Raw genomic sequence first — 18,954 nt, forward strand, 5'->3', positions numbered from 1 at the left:
GCAGTTCCCCGCGCCCCTAAGTGCCCTCAAGCAGCCGTTGCTTTGTCGTACGCCTGGGTTTCCACCTGGATTTCCACCACCGGGAGCGTTCGCCTGCCCGCGCCCAGCGCCACCACCGTCATCGGTACGGCGATCAGCAGCAGGCCCGCCGCCAGGACCGTGCCCATGGCTGGGAAGCCGGCCTCGGACGCCAGCAGGCTTCCCGTCAGAGGACCCGCTGCCGTGCCCAACGATGACGCCGAGCCGACCAGGACCGCCCAGCGGCCTCGGGGGTCCAGGGAGGCGGCCAGGCCTATGACGTACGACAGGACGATCGGGTAGAGGGTGTTCCACGCGATCTCGCCGGTCGCGAAGGTCGTGAGGTCGGTCGCCGAGGCGCTGAGGGTGATGCAGGCGGCGATGAGGACCGTGCCGCCGCCGATGGGGAGGGCACGGCCGAGGCGGGGGCCCAGCGCGCCCGCGCCGACGACGCCCAGCAGGCCCGCGCCGAGGGCGATCGCGAAGACCGCGCCGACCGTGGCCTCGGAGAGGTGCGCCTGGGTGAGTCCGATGCGGCCGCTGACGCCCCAGAGGGCGTTCTGGGCCAGGGACCAGCAGGGGAGGGTCGCGGCCAGGAGGAGACCGGCGCGGAGGTGGGGGAGCGGGGCGGTCGCCGTGTCCCGGTTGCGGGCGGGGGCCGTGGCGAGGGGGAGACGGCCCGTCAGGGGCCAGACCAGCAGGGCGGTGAGGGCGATCGCCGCCAGGGGCTGGCCGTGGCCCTGGCCCAGGTGCGGGACGGTCAGGTAGACGGCGCCCGCGAGGGCGGAGACGCTCAGGAGGCCGGCCGTGGTGGTGCGGTGCGGGTCGGGTTGGGCGGCGATGCCGGTGGCGGCCACCGCGGTCGCCGTACCGGATCCGAAGCCGCCGATCAGGGCGCCCGCGACGACGGCCGGGACGGCGTGGGCGAGGGCGGCTCCGCCGTAGCCGAGGACGGCCAGGGTGAGGCCGACGCGGGCGAGGGTGCGGGGGCCGAGACGGTCCACGCGGGCGGCGAGCAGGAAGCCCGCCGCCGCCGAACTCAGCAGCAGGGCACTGCCGACGGCGCCGGCCTCGGTGGCGGTGAGCGGGAGCCCCGAGTCGAGCCTGCCGACGGTGGTCGGGAGGAGGTAGGGGGCGAGGTACCCGGCCGTGAAGAGGGCAATGAGGGGCCAGGGCAGGGTGGAGCGACGGGCGAACACGGGCGTTCCCAGGGCATGCGAAAGCGGCTCGAAAAGAGGGGGGATGGCGCAGGCCGTCGACGGACAGGAACGCGCGAGGAATTTGTATCAAGCACGCGGTTGCGGAAACAGCCCGGGTGGCGTGATCTGGATCACGTTCCGTTTGGGGTGGGAGACGCCGGGTAGAAGAGGGCCTTTTCGGTGCGTCTAGCGCCAGTTCGGGGCGCCTCCCGCGCCCGGTGCCGTCGCCTCGATCTTGCCCCTGATCTCCCGCATCACCGTGACGATCTGCTGTTCGTGCTCCGGCGTCAGACGGGCGACCGGTACCGAGCAGCTGATGGCGTCCTGGGCGGGGGAGTCGTAGCGCAGGCAGAACCCGAAGCCGACGATGCCGGGGACGCCCTCCTCGCGGTCGATCGCGTAACCCCGCGCCCGGACCTCGGCGAGGTCGGCCAGCAGGGACTCGCGGGTGGTGTGGGAGTTCGGGGTGAGTGCCTCGTACGGCCCCTCGGGGAGCTGTTCGTCGGGCCACTCGGCCAGCAGCGCCTTGCCGAGCGCGCCCACGTGCGCGGGCAGCCGGCGGCCCACCCTGCTGATCGTCCGCAGGTACTCGTGCGACTCCCGCGTCGCCAGGTACGCCACGTCCCGGCCGTCGAGCCGGCCCATGTGGATGGTCTCGCCCAGCGCCTCGGACGCCTCGTCGAGATACGGCCGTACGGCCCGCACGCGCGGGTCGGAGTCCAGGTAGCTGGTGCCGGTGAGCAGGGCGTGGATGCCGATGCCGTAGAGCGAGCCGGTGAGGTCCGTGCGGACCCAGCCGCGCGAGATCAGGGTCTGGAGCAGTGCGTACATCGAACTGCGGGGCACGCCCAGCGCGTCCGCGAGCTCCTGGAGCCGGGCCGGGCGGTCGCCACGCGCGGCCAGCAGTTCGAGCAGCTCCACCGTGCGGGCCGCCGACTTCACCTCGCGGACGCCACCTGTCTCTGACATGGGCCGATCGTAATCGTCCCGCCAAACCTGATACCGGCCCATTGACGAGAACGGTTCGCCTATCTAATCTCCATCCTCATACGTGGATGACATCTACATGGGGAGATGAGCGAGGGTGACCCTCGACCCGGACACGGCCCGACGGCTGCGGGACGGCATGGCGCGCGGTGTGCTGTCGTTCCCGCTCACGAGCTTCCACGACGACGGCACCCTCGACCCGGACGGCTTCCGTGCCCATGTCGCGGCCCGGATCGCCACCGCCCCCGGCGCGGTCTTCCCCGCCTGCGGCACCGGCGAGTTCTTCTCGCTGGACGAGGACGAGTACCGCCAGGTCGTCACCATCACCGTCGAGGAGGCCGGTGGCCGGGTGCCCGTCGTCGCCGGCATCGGCTACGGCTGGGCGCAGGCAGTCCGTTTCGCCCGGATCGCGGAGGACGCGGGCGCGGACGCGCTGCTCGTGCTCCCGCACTACCTCGTCGCCGCCCCGCAGGACGGCCTGGTCGCCCAGCTGGAGCAGATCGCCGCCCGCACCCGGCTGCCCCTCATCGCCTACCAGCGCGGCCAGGTCGCCTTCGGCCTGGACGCGTTCCGCCGGATCGCCCGGATCCCCGGCGTCATCGGGCTCAAGGACGGGCACAGCGACCTCGACCGGCTCCAGCGGCTCACCCTCGCCGCCCCCGAGGACTTCCTGTTCTTCAACGGCGCCGCCACCGCCGAGATCCAGGCCCGCGCCTACGCCACCGTCGGCGTCCCCGCCTACTCCTCGGCCGTCCACGCCTTCGCCCCCGAGATCGCCGACGCCTTCTTCACGGCCCTGCGCGACGGCGACGACGGCACGGTCGACAAGCTGCTGCGCGACTTCTACGTCCCGCTCGTCGAGCTCAGGGACCGCGTGCCCGGGTACGCCGTGTCGCTGGTGAAGGCCGCGGCCCGGCTGCGGGGACACCCGGTGGGGCCGGTGCGCGCGCCGCTCACCGATCCGACGGCCGCCGATCTCGCGGATCTCCGGCAGCTGCTGACCACCGGCCTCGACCTCGTAGGAGCCGCGCTGTGACCCCCACTGCCACCTCCACTGGCACCCCCGCTGCGGACCTCACGATCACCGACGTCCGCCTCACGCCGATCCTCGTCGCCGACCCGCCGCTGCTGAACACGCAGGGCGTGCACCAGCCGTACACACCCAGGCTCATCGTCGAGGTCGAGACCGCGGACGGGGTGACCGGGGTCGGGGAGACGTACGGCGACACCAAGTACCTGGAACTGGCACGGCCGTTCGCGGCCAAGCTGGTCGGGCGCCAGGTCAGTGACCTCAACGGGCTGTTCACCGTCGCGGACCAGGTGGCCGTCGACTCCTCCCGGGTCTCCGGGCAGGTCGACGTCGGAGGGCTGCGGGGCGTGCAGACCGCCGACAAGCTACGGCTGTCCGTGGTCTCCGGGTTCGAGGTGGCCTGCCTCGACGCGCTCGGCAAGACGCTCGGGCTGCCCGTGCACGCGCTGCTCGGCGGCAAGGTGCGGGACGCCGTGGAGTACAGCGCCTACCTGTTCTACAAGTGGGCGTCCCACCCCGAGGGCGTGACCGCGGAGAAGGACGACTGGGGAGCGGCCCTCGACCCCGCGGGCGTCGTCGCGCAGGCCCGGCTGTTCACCGAGCGGTACGGGTTCACGTCCTTCAAGCTCAAGGGCGGGGTGTTCCCGCCGGACGAGGAGATCGCGGCGATCCGGGCCCTCGCCGAGGCGTTCCCGGGGCATCCGCTGCGGCTCGACCCCAACGGGGCGTGGAGCGTGGAGACTTCGCTGAAGGTCGCCCGGGAGCTCGGGGACGTCCTGGAGTACCTGGAGGACCCCGCGCTGGGCACGGCGGCGATGGCCGAGGTGGCCGCCGGGACCGGGGTGCCGCTGGCCACCAACATGTGCGTGACCACCTTCGCCGAGATCAAGGAGGCGTTCGGGCGGGACGCCGTCCAGGTGGTGCTCTCCGACCACCACTACTGGGGCGGGCTGCGGAACACCCAGCAACTCGCCGCGATCTGCCGGACGTTCGGGGTGGCAGTGTCCATGCACTCCAACACCCACCTCGGGATCAGCCTGGCCGCGATGACCCATGTCGCCTCCACCGTGCCCGACCTCCACCACGCCTGCGACTCGCACTACCCGTGGCAGTCGGAGGACGTGCTCACCGAGCGGCTGGTGTTCGAGGGCGGCTCCGTGACCGTCTCCGACGCTCCGGGACTGGGAGTCGAGCTCGACCCGGAGAAGGTGGAGTCCCTGCACCGGCGGTGGCTGGACGACGACGGCTCCCTGCGCGAGCGGGACGACGCGGCGGCGATGCGGGTGGCCGAGCCGGGGTGGGTGACGCCGGAGGTGCCTCGCTGGTGACTCCCCGGGGCGCGCGCTGACGTGACGGGCGGGTCGGGTGTGGGTGGCGGCCCGATGTCGGTGCCGTGGTGCAGACTGGGCTGATCGGCACCACGTGCAGGGAGCTCACCGTGATCGCGTCCAACGGGAAGGGACCGTCGTACAAGGCCCAGGTCGACCCCCTGGCCGCAGTGCGCGCAGCAGGCGATCCGCCCTGGGACGTCTATCTCACCGGCACCGTCTTCCTCGACATCGTCTTCACCGGGCTCGGCTCCGCCCCGGTGCGCGGGACCGAGTCGTGGGCCCGCGGCATGGGGTCGAGCCCCGGCGGAGTGGCGAACATGGCGACCGCCCTCGCCCGGCTCGGGCTGCGCACCTCGCTGGCCGCGGCCTTCGGCGACGACCACTACGGCGAGTACTGCTGGGACGCCCTGGAGCAGGGCGAGGGCATCGACCTCTCGCCGTCCCGCACGGTCCCCGGCTGGCACTCACCGGTCACCGTCTCCATGGCCTACGAGGGCGAGCGCACCATGGTCTCCCACGGCCACGAACCGCCCCCGGAGGAGCCCGCGCCGGACTGCCCGCCACGCGCGCGTGCGGCCGTCGCCTCGCTGGAGCCGGGCAGACGGGCCCCCTGGATCGCCCAGGCGGCCCGCGAGGGCACCCGCATCTTCGCCGACGTCGGCTGGGACGACACCGGGGCGTGGGACCTGGCCGGCCTGCCCGACCTCGCGCACTGCGAGGCCTTCCTGCCCAACGCGGAGGAGGCCATGCGCTACACCGGCGCCGGCTGCCCCCGGGAGGCCGCGCACGCCCTCACCGAGCACGTGCCGCTGGCCGTGGTGACCCTGGGCGCGGAGGGCGCGTACGCCGTGGACCGGCGGACCGGGGAGACCGCCGAGGTCCCGGCCATCGAGGTCGAGGCGCTGGACCCGACCGGTGCCGGGGACGTCTTCGTGGCCGGCTTCGTCACCGGCACCCTCGCGGGCTGGCCGCTGGCGGACCGGCTCGCCTTCGCCGGACTGACCGCCGCGCTCTCCGTCCAGGAGTTCGGCGGCTCCCTGTCCGCTCCGGGCTGGTCCGAGATCGGCGCCTGGTGGCGCAAGGTCCAGTCCGTCACCACCCAGGACCCGACCGCCCTGAGCCGCTACGCCTTCCTGGCCGGCCTGATCCCGGAGGAGGAGACCCCGGCCTGGCCCCTGCGGAGGGCGGTCCCGACGATCGGGTTCGGGAGGTCGGCGTGAGTTCAGAGGCCCGCGGCCCGCTCCAGTACCTCGGCCACCTGGTCCTTGACCACCTCGCGGGCCTCGGACGGCAGCGCCCCGATCGTCGTACCGCCCAACGCGTCCAGCGCGCTGTCCGCGCCCGCTGAGCAGGGCACGCTCTCGCTGAGGAACTCGTAGCCGTCGCGGACGGCGACGCGCAGGACACGGCCGCCCTCCGCGGTCGAATGCACGGCCGTGGCGACGACCAGGGGCGGCGGACCGCCCGGGGCCTCGGCCACCTTGCGGTAGCCGCTGACCAGCGGTTCCTCCCAGTGCAGGCTCAGCAGCAGCGGCTTCTTGGCGAGCAGCTCGGCGAGGTCCGTCTCGAACGGCCCCTCCGCCGCCAGCACCCGCGCGCGGGCGTCCAGGACGAGCGCCGCGGGCAGCAGACAGCGCAGGGTGCTGCCGACGACGTTGCCGCCGACCGTGGCGGTCCGCCGCACGGCCCCCGTCCCGATCCCGGACGCGGCCCGGCGCAGCACCTCCGGCACCCGCTCGTCGATCCGGTGCAGCAGCACCGCCGCGCCCAGTTCCCCGGCGCCCAGGACGTTCGCCTCCGGCACCTCCCGCAGCGAGACGGCCTGCTCGGGGAAGCCGTCGCGTTGCCAGGCGGCCCACACCAGCGTGGCGCCGCCGACGGGTATCGCCCCGTCGGTCAGACACTCCTGTGCCTCGGGCAGGGAGGTGGGCAGACGCAACAGCACGGTTTTCCCGCTTTCTCCTGGCCTTCTGACAGGCACCAGGCCTTCTGACCGGCTTCGAACACGCGTGGCAGCGAGCGCATTCTTCCCCGGGGTGCGGGGGGAGCATGCAGGGCTCACCGCGGCAAGGAGGGCGCCCTCACCGTCGAAAAGCCCTACGGCGTTGTCAGTGCACCGTCGTACCCTTGGAACCGCGAGGCCGCCTTCCGATGCGGCCGTGACGAGGAGGAACCGCAGGCCTTAAGCGCCGGCCCATGACTCAGACACCCACAGGTCACAGCCCCGCGCAGGGGCAGGCGAGAGCACAGTTCACCGTCCCCGCCCAGCACCCCATGGTCTCGGTCCTGGGGTCCGGCGACTCGCTCCTGCGCGTGATCGAGAAGGCCTTCCCGGCGGCCGACATCCATGTCCGGGGCAACGAGATCAGCGCGACCGGCGCGGCGGCGGACGTCGCCCTCGTCCAGCGCCTGTTCGACGAGATGATGCTGGTGCTCCGCACCGGACAGCCGATGACGGAGGACGCAGTGGAACGCTCGATCGCCATGCTGCGAGCGAGCGAGAACGGGACGAGCGACGGCCAGGAGACCCCGGCCGAGGTGCTCACACAGAACATCCTGTCCTCGCGCGGCCGCACCATCCGTCCCAAGACCCTCAACCAGAAGCGGTACGTCGACGCGATCGACAAGCACACGATCGTCTTCGGCATCGGCCCCGCGGGCACCGGCAAGACCTACCTGGCCATGGCCAAGGCGGTCCAGGCCCTCCAGTCCAAGCAGGTCAACCGCATCATCCTGACCCGCCCCGCGGTGGAGGCGGGAGAGCGCCTGGGCTTCCTGCCGGGCACCCTCTACGAGAAGATCGACCCGTACCTGCGCCCGCTGTACGACGCCCTGCACGACATGCTGGACCCGGACTCGATCCCCCGCCTGATGGCCGCGGGCACCATCGAGGTCGCGCCGCTGGCGTACATGCGTGGACGTACTTTGAACGACGCCTTCATCATTCTCGACGAGGCTCAGAACACCTCGCCCGAGCAGATGAAGATGTTCCTCACCCGGCTCGGGTTCGACTCGAAGATCGTCATCACCGGTGACGTGACGCAGGTCGACCTGCCCAACGGGACCAAGTCGGGGCTGCGGCAGGTGCAGGACATCCTGGAGGGTGTGGAGGACGTGCACTTCTCCCGCCTGTCGTCCCAGGACGTCGTACGGCACAAGCTGGTCGGCCGTATCGTCGACGCGTACGAGAAGTACGACACCGAGAACGGTACGGAGAACGGCACCCACAAGGGCGGCCGGAACAAGCGGAAGTAGACAAGCCAGCACCATGTCGATCGACGTCAACAACGAGTCCGGAACCGAGGTCGACGAGCAGGCGATCCTCGACATCGCCCGCTACGCGCTCGCGCGGATGCGCATCCACCCGCTCTCCGAGCTCTCGGTGATCGTCGTGGACGAAGATGCCATGGAGCAGCTGCACATCCAGTGGATGGACCTGCCGGGGCCCACCGACGTCATGTCGTTCCCGATGGACGAGCTCAGGCCGCCCAGCAAGGACGACGACGAGCCCCCGCAGGGCCTCCTCGGCGACATCGTGCTGTGTCCCGAGGTCGCCAAGAAGCAGGGCGAGGAGGCCGAGACGCAGCACTCCATGGACGAGGAGCTCCAGCTCCTCACCGTCCACGGCGTGCTGCACCTGCTCGGCTACGACCACGAGGAGCCGGACGAGAAGGCCGAGATGTTCGGCCTCCAGGCGGCCATCGTGGACGGGTGGAGGCAGGAGAAGGGTCTGACCGGCCCGTCCCCCGCGCCGACCGTCTCATGAGCCTGCCCCTCGTCTCCGGCGCGATCGCCCTGGTCGTCGTCGCGTGGCTCGCCGCCTGCGCGGAGGCGGGCCTCGCGCGTGTCTCCAGCTTCCGCGCCGAGGAAGCCGTACGGAACGGGCGGCGCGGCAGTGCCAAGCTCGCCCAGGTCGCCGCCGACCCGACCCGGTATCTCAACGTGGCGCTGCTGGTGCGCGTCGCCTGCGAGATGGCGGCGGCCGCGCTGGTCACCTACGCCTGTCTCCAGGAGTTCCCGGGCACCACCCGGGCCCTGCTGGTCGCGATCGGGGTGATGGTGCTCGTGTCGTACGTCGCCGTCGGGGTGTCCCCGCGCACCATCGGGCGTCAGCATCCCCTCAACACGGCCACCGCGGCCGCGTACATCCTGCTCCCGCTGGCCCGGATCATGGGCCCGATCCCGTCGCTGCTGATCCTCATCGGCAACGCGCTCACCCCCGGCAAGGGCTTCCGCCGCGGCCCGTTCGCCTCCGAGGCGGAGCTGCGCGCGCTGGTCGACCTCGCCGAGAAGGAGTCCCTCATCGAGGACGACGAGCGCCGGATGGTGCACTCGGTCTTCGAACTGGGCGACACCCTGGTGCGGGAGGTCATGGTGCCGCGCACCGATCTCGTCGTCATCGAGCGCTACAAGACGATCCGTCAGGCGCTCACCCTCGCGCTCCGCTCCGGGTTCTCGCGCATTCCCGTGACCGGGGAGAGCGAGGACGACATCGTAGGGATCGTGTACCTGAAGGACCTGGTCCGCAAGACGCACATCAGCCGGGACGCCGAGTCCGAGCTGGTCTCGACGGCCATGCGGCCCGCCGCCTTCGTGCCGGACACCAAGAACGCGGGTGACCTGCTGCGCGAGATGCAGCAGGACCGCAACCACGTGGCCGTCGTCATCGACGAGTACGGCGGCACCGCCGGCATCGTCACCATCGAGGACATCCTCGAGGAGATCGTCGGCGAGATCACCGACGAGTACGACCGTGAACTCCCGCCGGTGGAGGACCTCGGCGACGACCGCCACCGGGTCACCGCCCGCCTCGACATCACCGACCTGGGCGAGCTGTACGGGCTCGACGAGTACGACGACGAGGACGTGGAGACCGTGGGCGGTCTGCTCGCGAAGGCGCTGGGCCGGGTGCCCATCGCCGGGGCGTCGAGCGTCGTCGAGCTGCCCGACGGCCGGTCGTTGCGCCTCACCGCGGAGGCCGCCGCCGGCCGCCGGAACAAGATCGTGACGGTGCTGGTGGAGCCGGTGGCCGCCCTCGAACCCGCCGAGGTGGAGAAGGAGTCCGAGTGACCCCCGAGGAACTGCGTGCCCTGTGCCTGTCGTTCAACGCGGCGGTGGAGGACTTCCCGTTCAGTCCGGAGATCTCGGTCTTCAAGGTCCTCGGCAAGATGTTCGCCCTGAGCTGGCTGGACAACCGCCCCCTGACGGTCAACCTCAAGTGCGACCCGGAGGACGCGATCCGGCTCCGCACCGACCACCCGGGGCTGATCATCCCCGGCTACCACATGAACAAGCGCCACTGGAACACCGTCACCGTGGACGGCGAGCTCCCGGACCGTCTGGTCCGGGAGCTCGTGGAGGACTCGTACGACCTGGTGGTGGCCGGTCTACCGCGCGCCGAGCGGCTGCGTCTCGACCGCCCCTGAGCGCACCCGCAGCCCCACCGCGACCAGCACCGCCGCCGCCAGCACGAGCGTCGTGTCCAGGGCGAGGACCGTGTGGACTCCGGTCAGCAGGGTGGGGGAGGTGGTGGCGAGGACGCCGAGCAGGGGGATGCCCACGGTGATGCCGACCTGCTGAGTCGAGGTGACCAGGCCGGTGGCCAGGCCCTGTTCCTCGTCCGGGACGCCGGAGGTGACCGTGATGCCGTACGAGATGATCGCGCCCAGGTGGCACATGCTGGCCAGGGAGACGGCGGCGGTGGCGAGCCAGACGGACCAGGTCCCGGTGTCCAGGGCGAGCAGGGCGGCGGTCAGGGCGCCCTGGCCGGCGAGCGAGCCGACCAGGGTGCGGCGCGGGCCGAAGCGGCCGATGACCTTCGGGGCGTAGGTGCCGGCCACCGCCGAGAGGACGCCCTGGACGCCGAAGACCAGGCCGGTCTCGAAGGCGGACAGGCGCAGGACCTCCTGGAGGTACAGGGTCAGGGCGAACACGACCGTCGACATCATCGAGAAGGTGACCAGACCGCCGATGTTGCCCCACGCCACCGTGCGGCGGCGCAGCATGGGCAGGGACACCAGGGGCTGTGCGGTGCGGGACTCGACCTTGACGAAGGCGGCGAGGAGGAGCAGGCCCGCGATCAGGGTGGTGACGACGTCGGGGCGGCCGAAGCCGTGGTCGGCGGCCGTGGACAGGGCGTAGATCAGGGAGAGCAGACCGCCGGTGACGGTGATCGCGCCGGGTATGTCCAGACGGGGGCGGTCCGGGGTCCGGGACTCCGGGAGCAGGGCGGGGGCGAGCGGCAGCACGATCAGGGCGAACAGGGAGAGCAGGCCCATCGTGGAGCGCCAGCCGAGGGTGTCGGTGAGGGTGCCGCCGGCCACCATGCCGACGGTGAAGCCGAGCGAGAGCAGGGTGCCGGAGATGCCCAGCGCGCGGTCGCGGGCGGGTCCCTCCGGGAAGGTCGTGGTGAGCAGGGACATGCCGGTCGGCACGATCGCCGCGGCGCCGAGTCCCTGGAGCGCGCGTCCGGCGAGGAAGGACGCCGGGTCCCACGCGAAGGTCGCGAGGAGCGAGGCCGCGCCGAACAGGGCGAGACCGGACAGGAAGAGTTTCCTGCGGCCGTACAGGTCGCCGGTGCGGCCGAACAGGAGCAGGAAGCCGCCGGACGGCAGCGCGAAGGCCGTGACCGCCCACTGGAGGGCGGACTGGCTCATGCCGAGGTCCGCGCCGAGGACGGGCAGGGCGACGTTCAGGACGGAGAAGTCGAGCGCCACCATGAACTGGGCGGCGCACAGGACGAACAGGACGAGCTTGTCGCGCGTCGACAGCCGGGGGGTGTCGAGCGGGTCGGTGCTGGGGCTTGTGGTGTCGATCGCCATGGGCAAGAGCCTGCGGCCGCCGGAATAGCCGTGGGGAGCGGCAAGTTGTGCTGGTGGTGGCACCACCAGGCAGCAACGAGGGGGAAGCGTTCGTGCCCGAGGTCGTACCCAAGAGTGAGCGGCACCGTGAGCTGCGCGAGTTCCTGATGAGTCGGCGGGCCCGGGTCTCGCCCGCCGAGGCCGGGCTGCCGGACGGCGGGGCGCGGCGGCGCACGCCGGGCCTCAGGCGGGAGGAGGTCGCCGTGCTCGCCGGGGTCGGCGCCTCCTGGTACCAGTGGCTGGAGCAGGGGCGGGACATCTCCGTCTCCCCGCAGGTCCTGGACTCCGTCGGGCGGGTGCTGCGGCTCAGCAACGCCGAGCGGCGGCATCTGTACGTCCTGGCCGGGCTGAACCCGCCCGCGCCGGAACCGGCCGCCGACCACGGCTGCGAGGGGCTCAGGCGGCTGATCGACGCGTGGATGCCGTATCCGGCGCACATCATGGACGCGTACTACAACTGCGTGCTGTACAACGACGCGGCCGGCTGGGTGCTCGGCATGCGGCCGGAGAACACCCAGAACTGTCTCGTCGACTTCTTCACCGACCCGCTGTACCGGTCGCGTTCGCACAGCTGGGAACAGAACGCGCGCACGGTCGTCGCCCAGTTCCGGGCGGCCTCCTCGGCGCGGCCGGACGACGAGGGGTACCAGGAGGTGCTGGCCCGGGTCATGGCGGCGAGCGCCGAGTTCACCGAGCTGTGGGAGCGGCGGGACATCGAGGACGCCGGGGTGATCCGCAAGGAGCTCGACCATCCGCTGGTCGGGCTGCTGTGCGTGGAGTCCACGGCGATGAAGGTGCCGGCCCGCCCCGATCTGACCGTCGTCCTGCACACCCCGCTGAGCGAGGCGAACACCGCGGCCAAGCTGGAGTGGCTGGCCTCTCCGGAGGGGCGGCGCGGGGCGATGTACCCCGTGGCGGGATGACGCGGGGCCCGGTTCGTATGCTCCTGTCATGACCGACAACAGTGCGCTTGACCCCGAGGACCGCAAGATCGTGACCCTGGCCCGTTCGGCGCGGGCGCGGAACGGCGTGCCCGAGGGGGCCGCCGTACGGGACGAGACGGGGCGGACGTATGTGGCCGGGACCGTGGCCCTTCCCTCGTTGCAACTGAGTGCTTTGCGGACGGCGGTGGCGATGGCCGTGGCGTCGGGGGCGAAGTCGCTGGAGGCGGCGGCCGTGGTGACGGACGCGGAATCGGCCTCCGACGAGGACCGCGCCGCGGTCCGGGACCTGGGCGGCCCGGGGACCCCGGTGCTGGTGGCGGGGCCCGACGGCACCGTACGGAGCACCGTGACCGCCGGCTGATACCCCGGGTAACACTTGGCCGGATTTCCTGCTTGCCCTACCTCGCCCCACGCGCATCAATGGAACCGGAAATTCCGACGGACCGTCAGATTCCAGCTCGCCCGCGGCGTCCCGCACCACGCCCGTGCCGGCCGGCCGTCCGTCGGAACGCACCCCCCGTCCATCCCCACATGGCAGTCCCCACCACGGGAAGGGAACCGGATTCCATGAACGGCAAACGCATCAGTACCGGTGCGGCACTGGTGGTCGGCACGCTCGCGGCCACCGGGCTGGCGTTCGCGCCCGCCGCACTCGCCGTCACCCCCGACACCGCGACCATCGACGCGGACTGCGGCATCTACGGCAGCGGCCAGGCCACCCTCACCGCCACCCAGGACGGCACCGCCGCCACCCTCACGGTCACCTCGGCGATCAACGCCCCGCTCGCGCTCTCCGAGGACTCGATCACCTCGACCCTCACCCTGGTCGACGCCAACGGCGGCACCGCCACGTTCACCGGCACGGAGAACCCCGCCATCGCGGCCGGCGACCCCGTCACCGTCGGCCCGCTCAGCGGCACCGTGAACTCCGGTGACAGCCTGGAGGCGTACGGCGGTTCGCTCCAGATCGTCGTCTTCGGCATCACCGTCACGTGCACGGCGACCGGGCCGCAGTCGCCGGGTCCGTTCGTGTTCGACTGAGCAACTCCCCGGGCCGCCGCAGAAACTGATGAGTCGTCAGGTTTCTGCGGCGGCTCCATTGACTTTTCACGCGATCCACACATCAATGCCCCCAGTGAGCGCAGAAGAGAGGGGGCACTCCCATGGGTTCGACAACCCGAAGACGCCGCTGGGCTTCGTTGCTCGGGGCGACCGCGCTCGCGGTCACGGCGGGTGGCGCACTGGCCTGTCCGGCCGGCGCCGCCACCGACGTGGACTTCGCCACGCACTGCATTCCGCCCGCCGTCGCGGGCATCCCGCCGATCGACGGCACGACCACCGGCAGGATCACGGTCGACAACGCCAGCCCCAAAGTGGGCGACACCGTCACCGTGACCTACACGGTGGTCAAGCCAGCCGCCAGCAACCCCACGGCCATCGCGCTTCCGGCCGACATCATGACCCCGACCGGCAAGGTCACCCTCGGCGGCGCCCAGACCGGTGCCGTGACGGTCGCGGGCCCCAAGAAGAACGACCCGGTGCCCGGCAACGGCGCCTTCCCGTCCTTCTCCATGACCGGCACCTTCAAGGTCACCGCGCCCGGCGCGATCACCCTCTCGCCCGGCGACTACAACATCCACACCAGCTACATCCTCGAACTGGACACCCCCTGCACGGTGATCACCCCGCCCGCCCCGGTCTCCGAGACGGTCACCGCGACCGACGCGAACCCGGTCAACGAGCGGGACATCACCCTCGGTTCGGCCTCCGGGAAGCCCGGTGACAGCGTCACCGTCACCGGCAGCAAGTTCACCCCGGGCGCCACGGTCACCCTGGCCGGGCGGGCCGGCAGCGCCCAGACCGCGGACACCGCCACCGCGACCGCCGACTCCTCGGGCGCCTTCAGCGGCTCGCTGGTCGTCAACGACAAGACGACGACCGGTGTCGTGGCGTACGAGGGCAGCGCCTGGAGCGACGCCAAGGGTGCCGGGCCCAAGGCGTACGTCGTCATCGACGACACGCCCGTCCCGGCCGGCAGCCAGAAGATCACCACCACGGTGAAGGCCGGCACGCTGTCCATGTCCCAGGCCGGGGACTCCGTCAGTCTCTCGGCGGTGGACTACGGCAAGGGCGGGGCCTCGACCGGCAACCTCAACCAGGTGACGGTCAAGGACTTCCGCGGCGGGCCCGCCGGCTGGTCCCTCACCGGCAAGGTCACCGACTTCACCGGGCCCGGCGCCAAGATCGGTGCCAGTGCCCTGAGCTGGACTCCTGCCTGCGCCACCAAGGCGGGCAGCCCGAGCACCTGCCAGGCCGGTTCCGCCGGCGCGGTCGGTTCCTCGGGGGCGACCCTCGCGTCCACCCCCAACGCGGCGCTCACCGGCGGTGAGTTCACCGTGGACGCCGGACTCTCGCTGAACGTACCGGCGTTCACCCCGGTCGGCTCGTACTCCGGCGTTCTCACCCTCACGCTCAGCTGAACCGTACGGGCGCCCGCACCCGCCCGTCCGTCCCTCTCCGTCTGTGGGGGTCCGCACCCATGCGCAAGCTGTACGTCCTCCTCCTGAGCCTGTTCCTGGCCACCGCCGCGCCCGTGTCCGCGCACGCCGCCGACAACGGCAGCTGGTCGGTGTACCCGGCCGCCTCCCAGATCGCTGCGCGGCCCTACTTCTACCTCTCCGCCGATCCCGGGCAGAGCATCGACGACAAGGTGGTCGTCACCAACAAGACGGCCCGGCCGCTGAGTTTCCGGCTCTACGCCGCCGACGCGTACAACACCGCCCGCGACGGCGGCTTCGCCGTGCGCACGGTCGCGGAGAAACAGCGCGGGGTCGGGGCCTGGGCGAGGCCCGCGAAGTCCCGGGTGACCGTCCCCGCGCACGGCAAGGTCACCGTGCCCTTCACGCTGTCGGTGCCGGAGGGCGCCGAACCGGGCGACCATCCCGGCGCGTTGGTGGCGCTGGACGAACGGGTCGACAAGGGCGACGGCACGGTGGCGCTCGGTGTGCAGCGGGCCGTCGCCGCGCGGATCTACCTGCGGGTCGGCGGGCCCACCGTGCCGGCGATCGCCGTCGAGGACGTGCGCGTCAGCCATCACCAGCCGCTGGTACCGGGGTTGGGGGACAGTGGGGCGACGGTCTCCTACACCCTGCGCAACACCGGGAACGTGACGCTGAACCCGAAGGTGGAGCTGCGGGCGACGGGATTGTTCGGGCGTACGTTGCTCTCCCGCGAACTCGCCCGTATCCCTGGAGAGTTGCTGCCGGGCCAGCGGGTGCGGCTGAGCGAGCCGTGGGACGGCGCGCCACAACTCGACTGGGGGAACGTGAAGTTGACGGCGACCGCGAAGGACACCCGGGAGTCGGCGAGTGCGGGGTTCTTCGCGTTGCCGTGGCTGGTCGCGGTGGTGCTCGGGGCGGCGGCCGCCGTGGGGGTGACGCTGTTCGTCAGATCCCGGCGGACCCGGACACCGGTCGTCCAGCCGCAGCCCAGGGCACGGACACCGGTCGCCTAGTCACGGCCGAGGGCGCGGCGCAGGACGCCCTTCTTCGGCGCGGGGCGCTGTGCGGGAGGGTGTTCCTTCGAGTCGACGAGTTCGGCGACGGTCAGCCGGGCGTACGAGGTGTGGGTGTAGGGCTCGCAGCCCCCTCAGAGCGCGTCCGGTCCGCGCTCGCCCGTCCGTACCCGTACGACCGTCTCCACCGGCAGCGCCCATACCTTGCCGTCGCCGATCTTGCCCGTCTGGGCCGCCTTGACGATCGCGTCGATGACGGTGTCCGCGTCGGCGTCGTCCACGACCACCTCGATACGGACCTTGGGGACCAGGTCGACCTGGTACTCGGCGCCGCGGTACACCTCGGTGTGGCCGCGCTGACGGCCGTAGCCGCTGGCCTCGGTCACGGTCAGGCCGTGCACGCCGATCTCCTGGAGCGCGGTCTTGACCTCGTCGAGGCGGTACGGCTTGACGATCGCGGTGATGAGCTTCACTGGGTCTTGACCTTCTGGGCGGAGGGGACGGTGGACGCGCTGACCGGGGCACCGTGGCCCAGGACGCCGTGATCGTATGCCGTCTCGGCGTGCACCGTAAGGTCCAGGCCGGTGTGCTCGTGCTCCTCGTCGGCCCGGAACCCCATCGTCCTGTCGATCAGCTTGCCCAGGCCGTACGTCACGGCGAAGGCGTACGCCCCCACGGCGACCACCGCCACCGCCTGCCTGCCGAGCTGCGCGAGTCCGCCGCCGTACAGCAGGCCCTCGGCGCCCCCGGTCATCGCCTTCTCCGCGAAGACGCCGATCAGCAGGGTGCCGATGACGCCGCCGACCAGGTGCACACCGACGACGTCGAGCGAGTCGTCGTAGTTCAGCTTGAACTTCCAGCCCACCGCGTACGAGCAGACGACACCGGCGGCGAGGCCGACGACGAGGGCGCCGAGGAGGGAGACCGAGCCGCAGGACGGGGTGATCGCGACCAGGCCCGCGACCGCGCCGGAGGCCGCGCCCAGGGTGGTGGGGTGGCCGTCGCGCTTCTGCTCGACGAAGAGCCAGCCGAGCAGACCGGTGCAGCCGGCGGCGAGGGTGTTGAGGAAGGCGGCCGCGGCCAGTCCGTTGGCGCCCAGCGCCGAGCCCGCGTTGAAGCCGAACCAGCCGAACCAGAGGAGACCGGCGCCGAGCACGACCATGGGGAGGTTGTGCGGGCGCATGGCGTCCTTCTTGAAGCCCAGGCGGGGACCGAGGACCAGCGCGAGGGCGAGACCGGAGGCGCCGGAGGTGATCTCGACCGGCAGACCGCCCGCGAAGTCGAGCGCGCCGAGCCGGTCCAGGACCCAGCCGCCCGGGCCCCACACCCAGTGCGCGACGGGAACGTATACGAGCAGCGCCCAGACCGGGACGAACACCAGCCATGCCGCGAACTTCGCGCGGTCCGCGATCGCGCCGCTGATCAGGGCCGCCGTGATGATCGCGAAGGTGAGCTGGAAGGTCGCGAAGAGGAGGGTGGGGACGGTGCCGTGGACGCTGTCGGGGCCGAGGCCGCTCATGCCGGCGTGGTCGAGGCCGCCGATGAGCCCGGCGAAGGTGTCCTCACCGAACGCGAGGGAGTACCCGGCCGCCAGCCACACCACCGTGACCAGGGCGATCGACACGAAGCTCATCATCAGCATGTTGAGGACGCTCTTCGTGCGGACCATGCCGCCGTAGAACAGGGCCAGGCCCGGGGTCATCAGCAGGACGAGGGCGGTGGCGGCGAGCAGCCAGGCGGTGTCGCCGGTGTCGATGCGCGCTGCGGCGAGGGGCATGGAGGTCTCCAACGGGGTGGGGGCTCGTCAGAGGGTCACCGCTGTGTATTTCTGCTTGCGTACGTATATGTTTCCGTGACGTTTCATTGCGTACGGGTTACCGGGACCTCACCGTGCGGCGGGCGTCTGTGGATCAGGGAGAATGGGCCGCATGAGCGTTCGTAGTCAGTCATCCGAGCCGTCGCCCGCGTCGCAGACAGCCCACCGCGCCGGCTTCGCCTGCTTCGTGGGCCGCCCCAACGCGGGCAAGTCCACCCTCACGAACGCTCTGGTCGGCCAGAAGGTGGCGATCACCGCCAACCAGCCGCAGACCACGCGGCACACGGTACGGGGGATCGTGCACCGGGAGGACGCCCAGCTGATCCTCGTCGACACGCCTGGGCTCCACAAGCCGCGCACGCTGCTGGGCGAGCGGCTGAACGACGTGGTGCGTACGACGTGGGCCGAGGTCGACGTGATCGGCTTCTGCCTGCCGGCGAACGAGAAGCTCGGCCCCGGTGACCGCTTCATCGCGAAGGAACTGGCGTCGATCAAGAAGACGCCGAAGATCGCGATCGTCACCAAGACCGACCTCGTCGACTCCAAGACCCTCGCCGAGCAGCTCATCGCGATCGACCAGCTGGGCAAGGAGCTGGGCTTCGAGTGGGCGGAGATCGTGCCGGTCTCGGCGGTCGCTGACAAACAGGTGGGCCTGCTCGCCGACCTGATCGTCCCGCTCCTGCCCGAGGGCCCGGCGCTCTACCCCGAGGGCGACCTCACGGACGAGCCCGAGCAGGTGATGATCGCCGAGCTGATCCGCGAGGCGGCGCTGGAAGGCGTCCGCGACGAGCTCCCGCACTCCATCGCGGTGGTCGTCGAGGAGATGCTCCCCCGCGAGGACCGCCCCGCCGACAAGCCCCTTCTCGACATCCACGCCTTCGTCTACATCGAGCGCCCCAGCCAGAAGGGCATCATCATCGGCCCCAAGGGCAAGCGCCTGAAGGAGGTCGGCATCAAGTCCCGCAAGCAGATCGAGGCGCTTCTGGGCACGCCGGTCTTCCTGGACCTCCATGTGAAGGTGGCGAAGGACTGGCAGCGGGATCCCCGGCAGTTGCGGAAGCTGGGGTTTTGAGCGGGGGTGGGTGGGGGTTGGTGCGGTAGCCGTGCGTGCGAGCGCCTGAAGGAGGTCGGCACTTTGTCGTCCTGCCAGCGGGTCGCGGCCGCGCGGCGGTAGCCGCATGTCGATGCAGCCTGGACCTCCATGTGAAGGTGGCGAAGGACTGGCAGCGGGATCCCCGGCAGTTGCGGGAGCTGG

At 71.5% G+C, this 18,954-nt stretch carries 19 protein-coding genes; 13 read left to right on the top strand and 6 right to left on the bottom strand.

What is annotated here, in order from left to right; all coding sequences use genetic code 11:
- Positions 1-26 precede the first annotated feature (26 nt).
- Positions 27-1,217 (bottom strand): MFS transporter, encoded by a 1,191-nt coding sequence (locus OHN19_RS28950; RefSeq protein WP_330267006.1) that lies wholly within the window; start codon positions 1,215-1,217, stop codon positions 27-29.
- 186 nt (positions 1,218-1,403) lie between these two features.
- The gene (locus OHN19_RS28955; RefSeq protein WP_330267007.1) at positions 1,404-2,186 is read right to left on the bottom strand and encodes an IclR family transcriptional regulator; all 783 of its coding nucleotides are present in this window, start codon (positions 2,184-2,186) and stop codon (positions 1,404-1,406) included.
- A 115-nt stretch (positions 2,187-2,301) separates the two neighbouring features.
- Between OHN19_RS28955 and OHN19_RS28960 the strand changes: the two genes are divergently transcribed.
- From OHN19_RS28960 to OHN19_RS28970, 3 genes are all read left to right on the top strand, one after another.
- The gene (locus tag OHN19_RS28960; RefSeq protein ID WP_330267008.1) at positions 2,302-3,240 is read left to right on the top strand and encodes a 5-dehydro-4-deoxyglucarate dehydratase; all 939 of its coding nucleotides are present in this window, start codon (positions 2,302-2,304) and stop codon (positions 3,238-3,240) included.
- Positions 3,237-4,562: a glucarate dehydratase family protein gene (locus OHN19_RS28965; protein WP_330267009.1), complete on the top strand. Its 1,326-nt coding sequence runs from the start codon at positions 3,237-3,239 to the stop codon at positions 4,560-4,562. Before OHN19_RS28960 ends, OHN19_RS28965 begins: the two co-directional genes overlap by 4 nt.
- Positions 4,563-4,672: 110 nt before the next feature.
- Positions 4,673-5,785: a carbohydrate kinase family protein gene (locus OHN19_RS28970; RefSeq protein WP_330267010.1), complete on the top strand. Its 1,113-nt coding sequence runs from the start codon at positions 4,673-4,675 to the stop codon at positions 5,783-5,785.
- 2 nt (positions 5,786-5,787) lie between these two features.
- Here the strand turns inward: OHN19_RS28970 and OHN19_RS28975 are convergent, their stop codons facing one another.
- Positions 5,788-6,510, bottom strand: coding sequence for an FAD binding domain-containing protein (locus OHN19_RS28975; RefSeq protein WP_330267011.1), 723 nt, complete (start codon positions 6,508-6,510; stop codon positions 5,788-5,790).
- 251 nt (positions 6,511-6,761) lie between these two features.
- Between OHN19_RS28975 and OHN19_RS28980 the strand changes: the two genes are divergently transcribed.
- From OHN19_RS28980 to OHN19_RS28995, 4 genes are read left to right on the top strand one after another with little or no spacing between them, the layout of a single operon-like run.
- Positions 6,762-7,820, top strand: coding sequence for a PhoH family protein (locus tag OHN19_RS28980; protein ID WP_078959977.1), 1,059 nt, complete (start codon positions 6,762-6,764; stop codon positions 7,818-7,820).
- A 13-nt stretch (positions 7,821-7,833) separates the two neighbouring features.
- Positions 7,834-8,331, top strand: coding sequence for an rRNA maturation RNase YbeY (ybeY, locus tag OHN19_RS28985; protein ID WP_020136251.1), 498 nt, complete (start codon positions 7,834-7,836; stop codon positions 8,329-8,331).
- On the top strand, positions 8,328-9,635 hold the full coding sequence (locus OHN19_RS28990; RefSeq protein ID WP_330267012.1) for a hemolysin family protein: 1,308 nt from the start codon (positions 8,328-8,330) through the stop codon (positions 9,633-9,635). Before ybeY ends, OHN19_RS28990 begins: the two co-directional genes overlap by 4 nt.
- Positions 9,632-9,991 carry an MmcQ/YjbR family DNA-binding protein gene (locus tag OHN19_RS28995; protein WP_123760650.1) on the top strand — a complete coding sequence of 120 codons (360 nt, stop codon included), beginning with the start codon at positions 9,632-9,634 and terminating at the stop codon, positions 9,989-9,991. The genes OHN19_RS28990 and OHN19_RS28995 overlap by 4 nt, the downstream gene beginning before the upstream one ends.
- Here the strand turns inward: OHN19_RS28995 and OHN19_RS29000 are convergent.
- Positions 9,953-11,386 (bottom strand): MFS transporter, encoded by a 1,434-nt coding sequence (locus OHN19_RS29000; RefSeq protein ID WP_330267013.1) that lies wholly within the window; start codon positions 11,384-11,386, stop codon positions 9,953-9,955. The genes OHN19_RS28995 and OHN19_RS29000 overlap by 39 nt on opposite strands.
- A gap of 146 nt (positions 11,387-11,532) precedes the next feature.
- Here OHN19_RS29000 and OHN19_RS29005 point away from each other — a divergent pair, with 146 nt between their 5' ends.
- The 5 genes from OHN19_RS29005 (at position 11,533) to OHN19_RS29025 (ending at position 15,883) form a co-directional block, all read left to right on the top strand.
- Positions 11,533-12,348: a helix-turn-helix transcriptional regulator gene (locus OHN19_RS29005; RefSeq protein ID WP_330269733.1), complete on the top strand. Its 816-nt coding sequence runs from the start codon at positions 11,533-11,535 to the stop codon at positions 12,346-12,348.
- Positions 12,349-12,376: 28 nt separating this feature from the next.
- Positions 12,377-12,730: a cytidine deaminase gene (locus OHN19_RS29010; RefSeq protein WP_330267014.1), complete on the top strand. Its 354-nt coding sequence runs from the start codon at positions 12,377-12,379 to the stop codon at positions 12,728-12,730.
- A 206-nt stretch (positions 12,731-12,936) separates the two neighbouring features.
- On the top strand, positions 12,937-13,410 hold the full coding sequence (locus OHN19_RS29015) for a hypothetical protein (protein WP_330267015.1): 474 nt from the start codon (positions 12,937-12,939) through the stop codon (positions 13,408-13,410).
- A gap of 122 nt (positions 13,411-13,532) precedes the next feature.
- Positions 13,533-14,849, top strand: coding sequence for a beta-xylosidase (locus OHN19_RS29020; protein WP_330267016.1), 1,317 nt, complete (start codon positions 13,533-13,535; stop codon positions 14,847-14,849).
- Positions 14,850-14,908: 59 nt separating this feature from the next.
- Positions 14,909-15,883: a WxL protein peptidoglycan domain-containing protein gene (locus OHN19_RS29025; protein WP_330267017.1), complete on the top strand. Its 975-nt coding sequence runs from the start codon at positions 14,909-14,911 to the stop codon at positions 15,881-15,883.
- A gap of 134 nt (positions 15,884-16,017) precedes the next feature.
- Here OHN19_RS29025 and OHN19_RS29030 read toward each other — a convergent pair whose 3' ends face one another.
- Positions 16,018-16,356 (bottom strand): P-II family nitrogen regulator, encoded by a 339-nt coding sequence (locus tag OHN19_RS29030; protein WP_123760644.1) that lies wholly within the window; start codon positions 16,354-16,356, stop codon positions 16,018-16,020.
- Positions 16,353-17,660 (bottom strand): ammonium transporter, encoded by a 1,308-nt coding sequence (locus tag OHN19_RS29035; RefSeq protein WP_330267018.1) that lies wholly within the window; start codon positions 17,658-17,660, stop codon positions 16,353-16,355. The genes OHN19_RS29030 and OHN19_RS29035 overlap by 4 nt, the downstream gene beginning before the upstream one ends.
- Positions 17,661-17,811: 151 nt before the next feature.
- Between OHN19_RS29035 and era the strand changes: the two genes are divergently transcribed.
- Entirely contained in the window at positions 17,812-18,771 is a 960-nt protein-coding gene (gene era, locus OHN19_RS29040; protein ID WP_330267019.1) for a GTPase Era, read from the top strand.
- The last annotated feature ends 183 nt before the right edge of the window (positions 18,772-18,954 follow it).

Origin of the sequence: Streptomyces griseorubiginosus (assembly GCF_036345115.1) — a bacterium.
GTDB classification, from domain to species: domain Bacteria; phylum Actinomycetota; class Actinomycetes; order Streptomycetales; family Streptomycetaceae; genus Streptomyces; species Streptomyces griseorubiginosus_C.

Coding starts and splice junctions, on each gene's coding strand:
- OHN19_RS28955 (WP_330267007.1), bottom strand. CDS start 2,186: ATGTCAGAGACAGGTGGCGTCCGCGAGGTGAAGTCGGCGGCCCGCACG.
- OHN19_RS28980 (WP_078959977.1), top strand. CDS start 6,762: ATGACTCAGACACCCACAGGTCACAGCCCCGCGCAGGGGCAGGCGAGA.
- ybeY (WP_020136251.1), top strand. CDS start 7,834: ATGTCGATCGACGTCAACAACGAGTCCGGAACCGAGGTCGACGAGCAG.
- OHN19_RS28990 (WP_330267012.1), top strand. CDS start 8,328: ATGAGCCTGCCCCTCGTCTCCGGCGCGATCGCCCTGGTCGTCGTCGCG.
- OHN19_RS29000 (WP_330267013.1), bottom strand. CDS start 11,386: ATGGCGATCGACACCACAAGCCCCAGCACCGACCCGCTCGACACCCCC.
- OHN19_RS29005 (WP_330269733.1), top strand. CDS start 11,533: ATGAGTCGGCGGGCCCGGGTCTCGCCCGCCGAGGCCGGGCTGCCGGAC.
- OHN19_RS29010 (WP_330267014.1), top strand. CDS start 12,377: ATGACCGACAACAGTGCGCTTGACCCCGAGGACCGCAAGATCGTGACC.
- OHN19_RS29015 (WP_330267015.1), top strand. CDS start 12,937: ATGAACGGCAAACGCATCAGTACCGGTGCGGCACTGGTGGTCGGCACG.
- OHN19_RS29020 (WP_330267016.1), top strand. CDS start 13,533: ATGGGTTCGACAACCCGAAGACGCCGCTGGGCTTCGTTGCTCGGGGCG.
- OHN19_RS29025 (WP_330267017.1), top strand. CDS start 14,909: ATGCGCAAGCTGTACGTCCTCCTCCTGAGCCTGTTCCTGGCCACCGCC.
- OHN19_RS29035 (WP_330267018.1), bottom strand. CDS start 17,660: ATGCCCCTCGCCGCAGCGCGCATCGACACCGGCGACACCGCCTGGCTG.
- era (WP_330267019.1), top strand. CDS start 17,812: ATGAGCGTTCGTAGTCAGTCATCCGAGCCGTCGCCCGCGTCGCAGACA.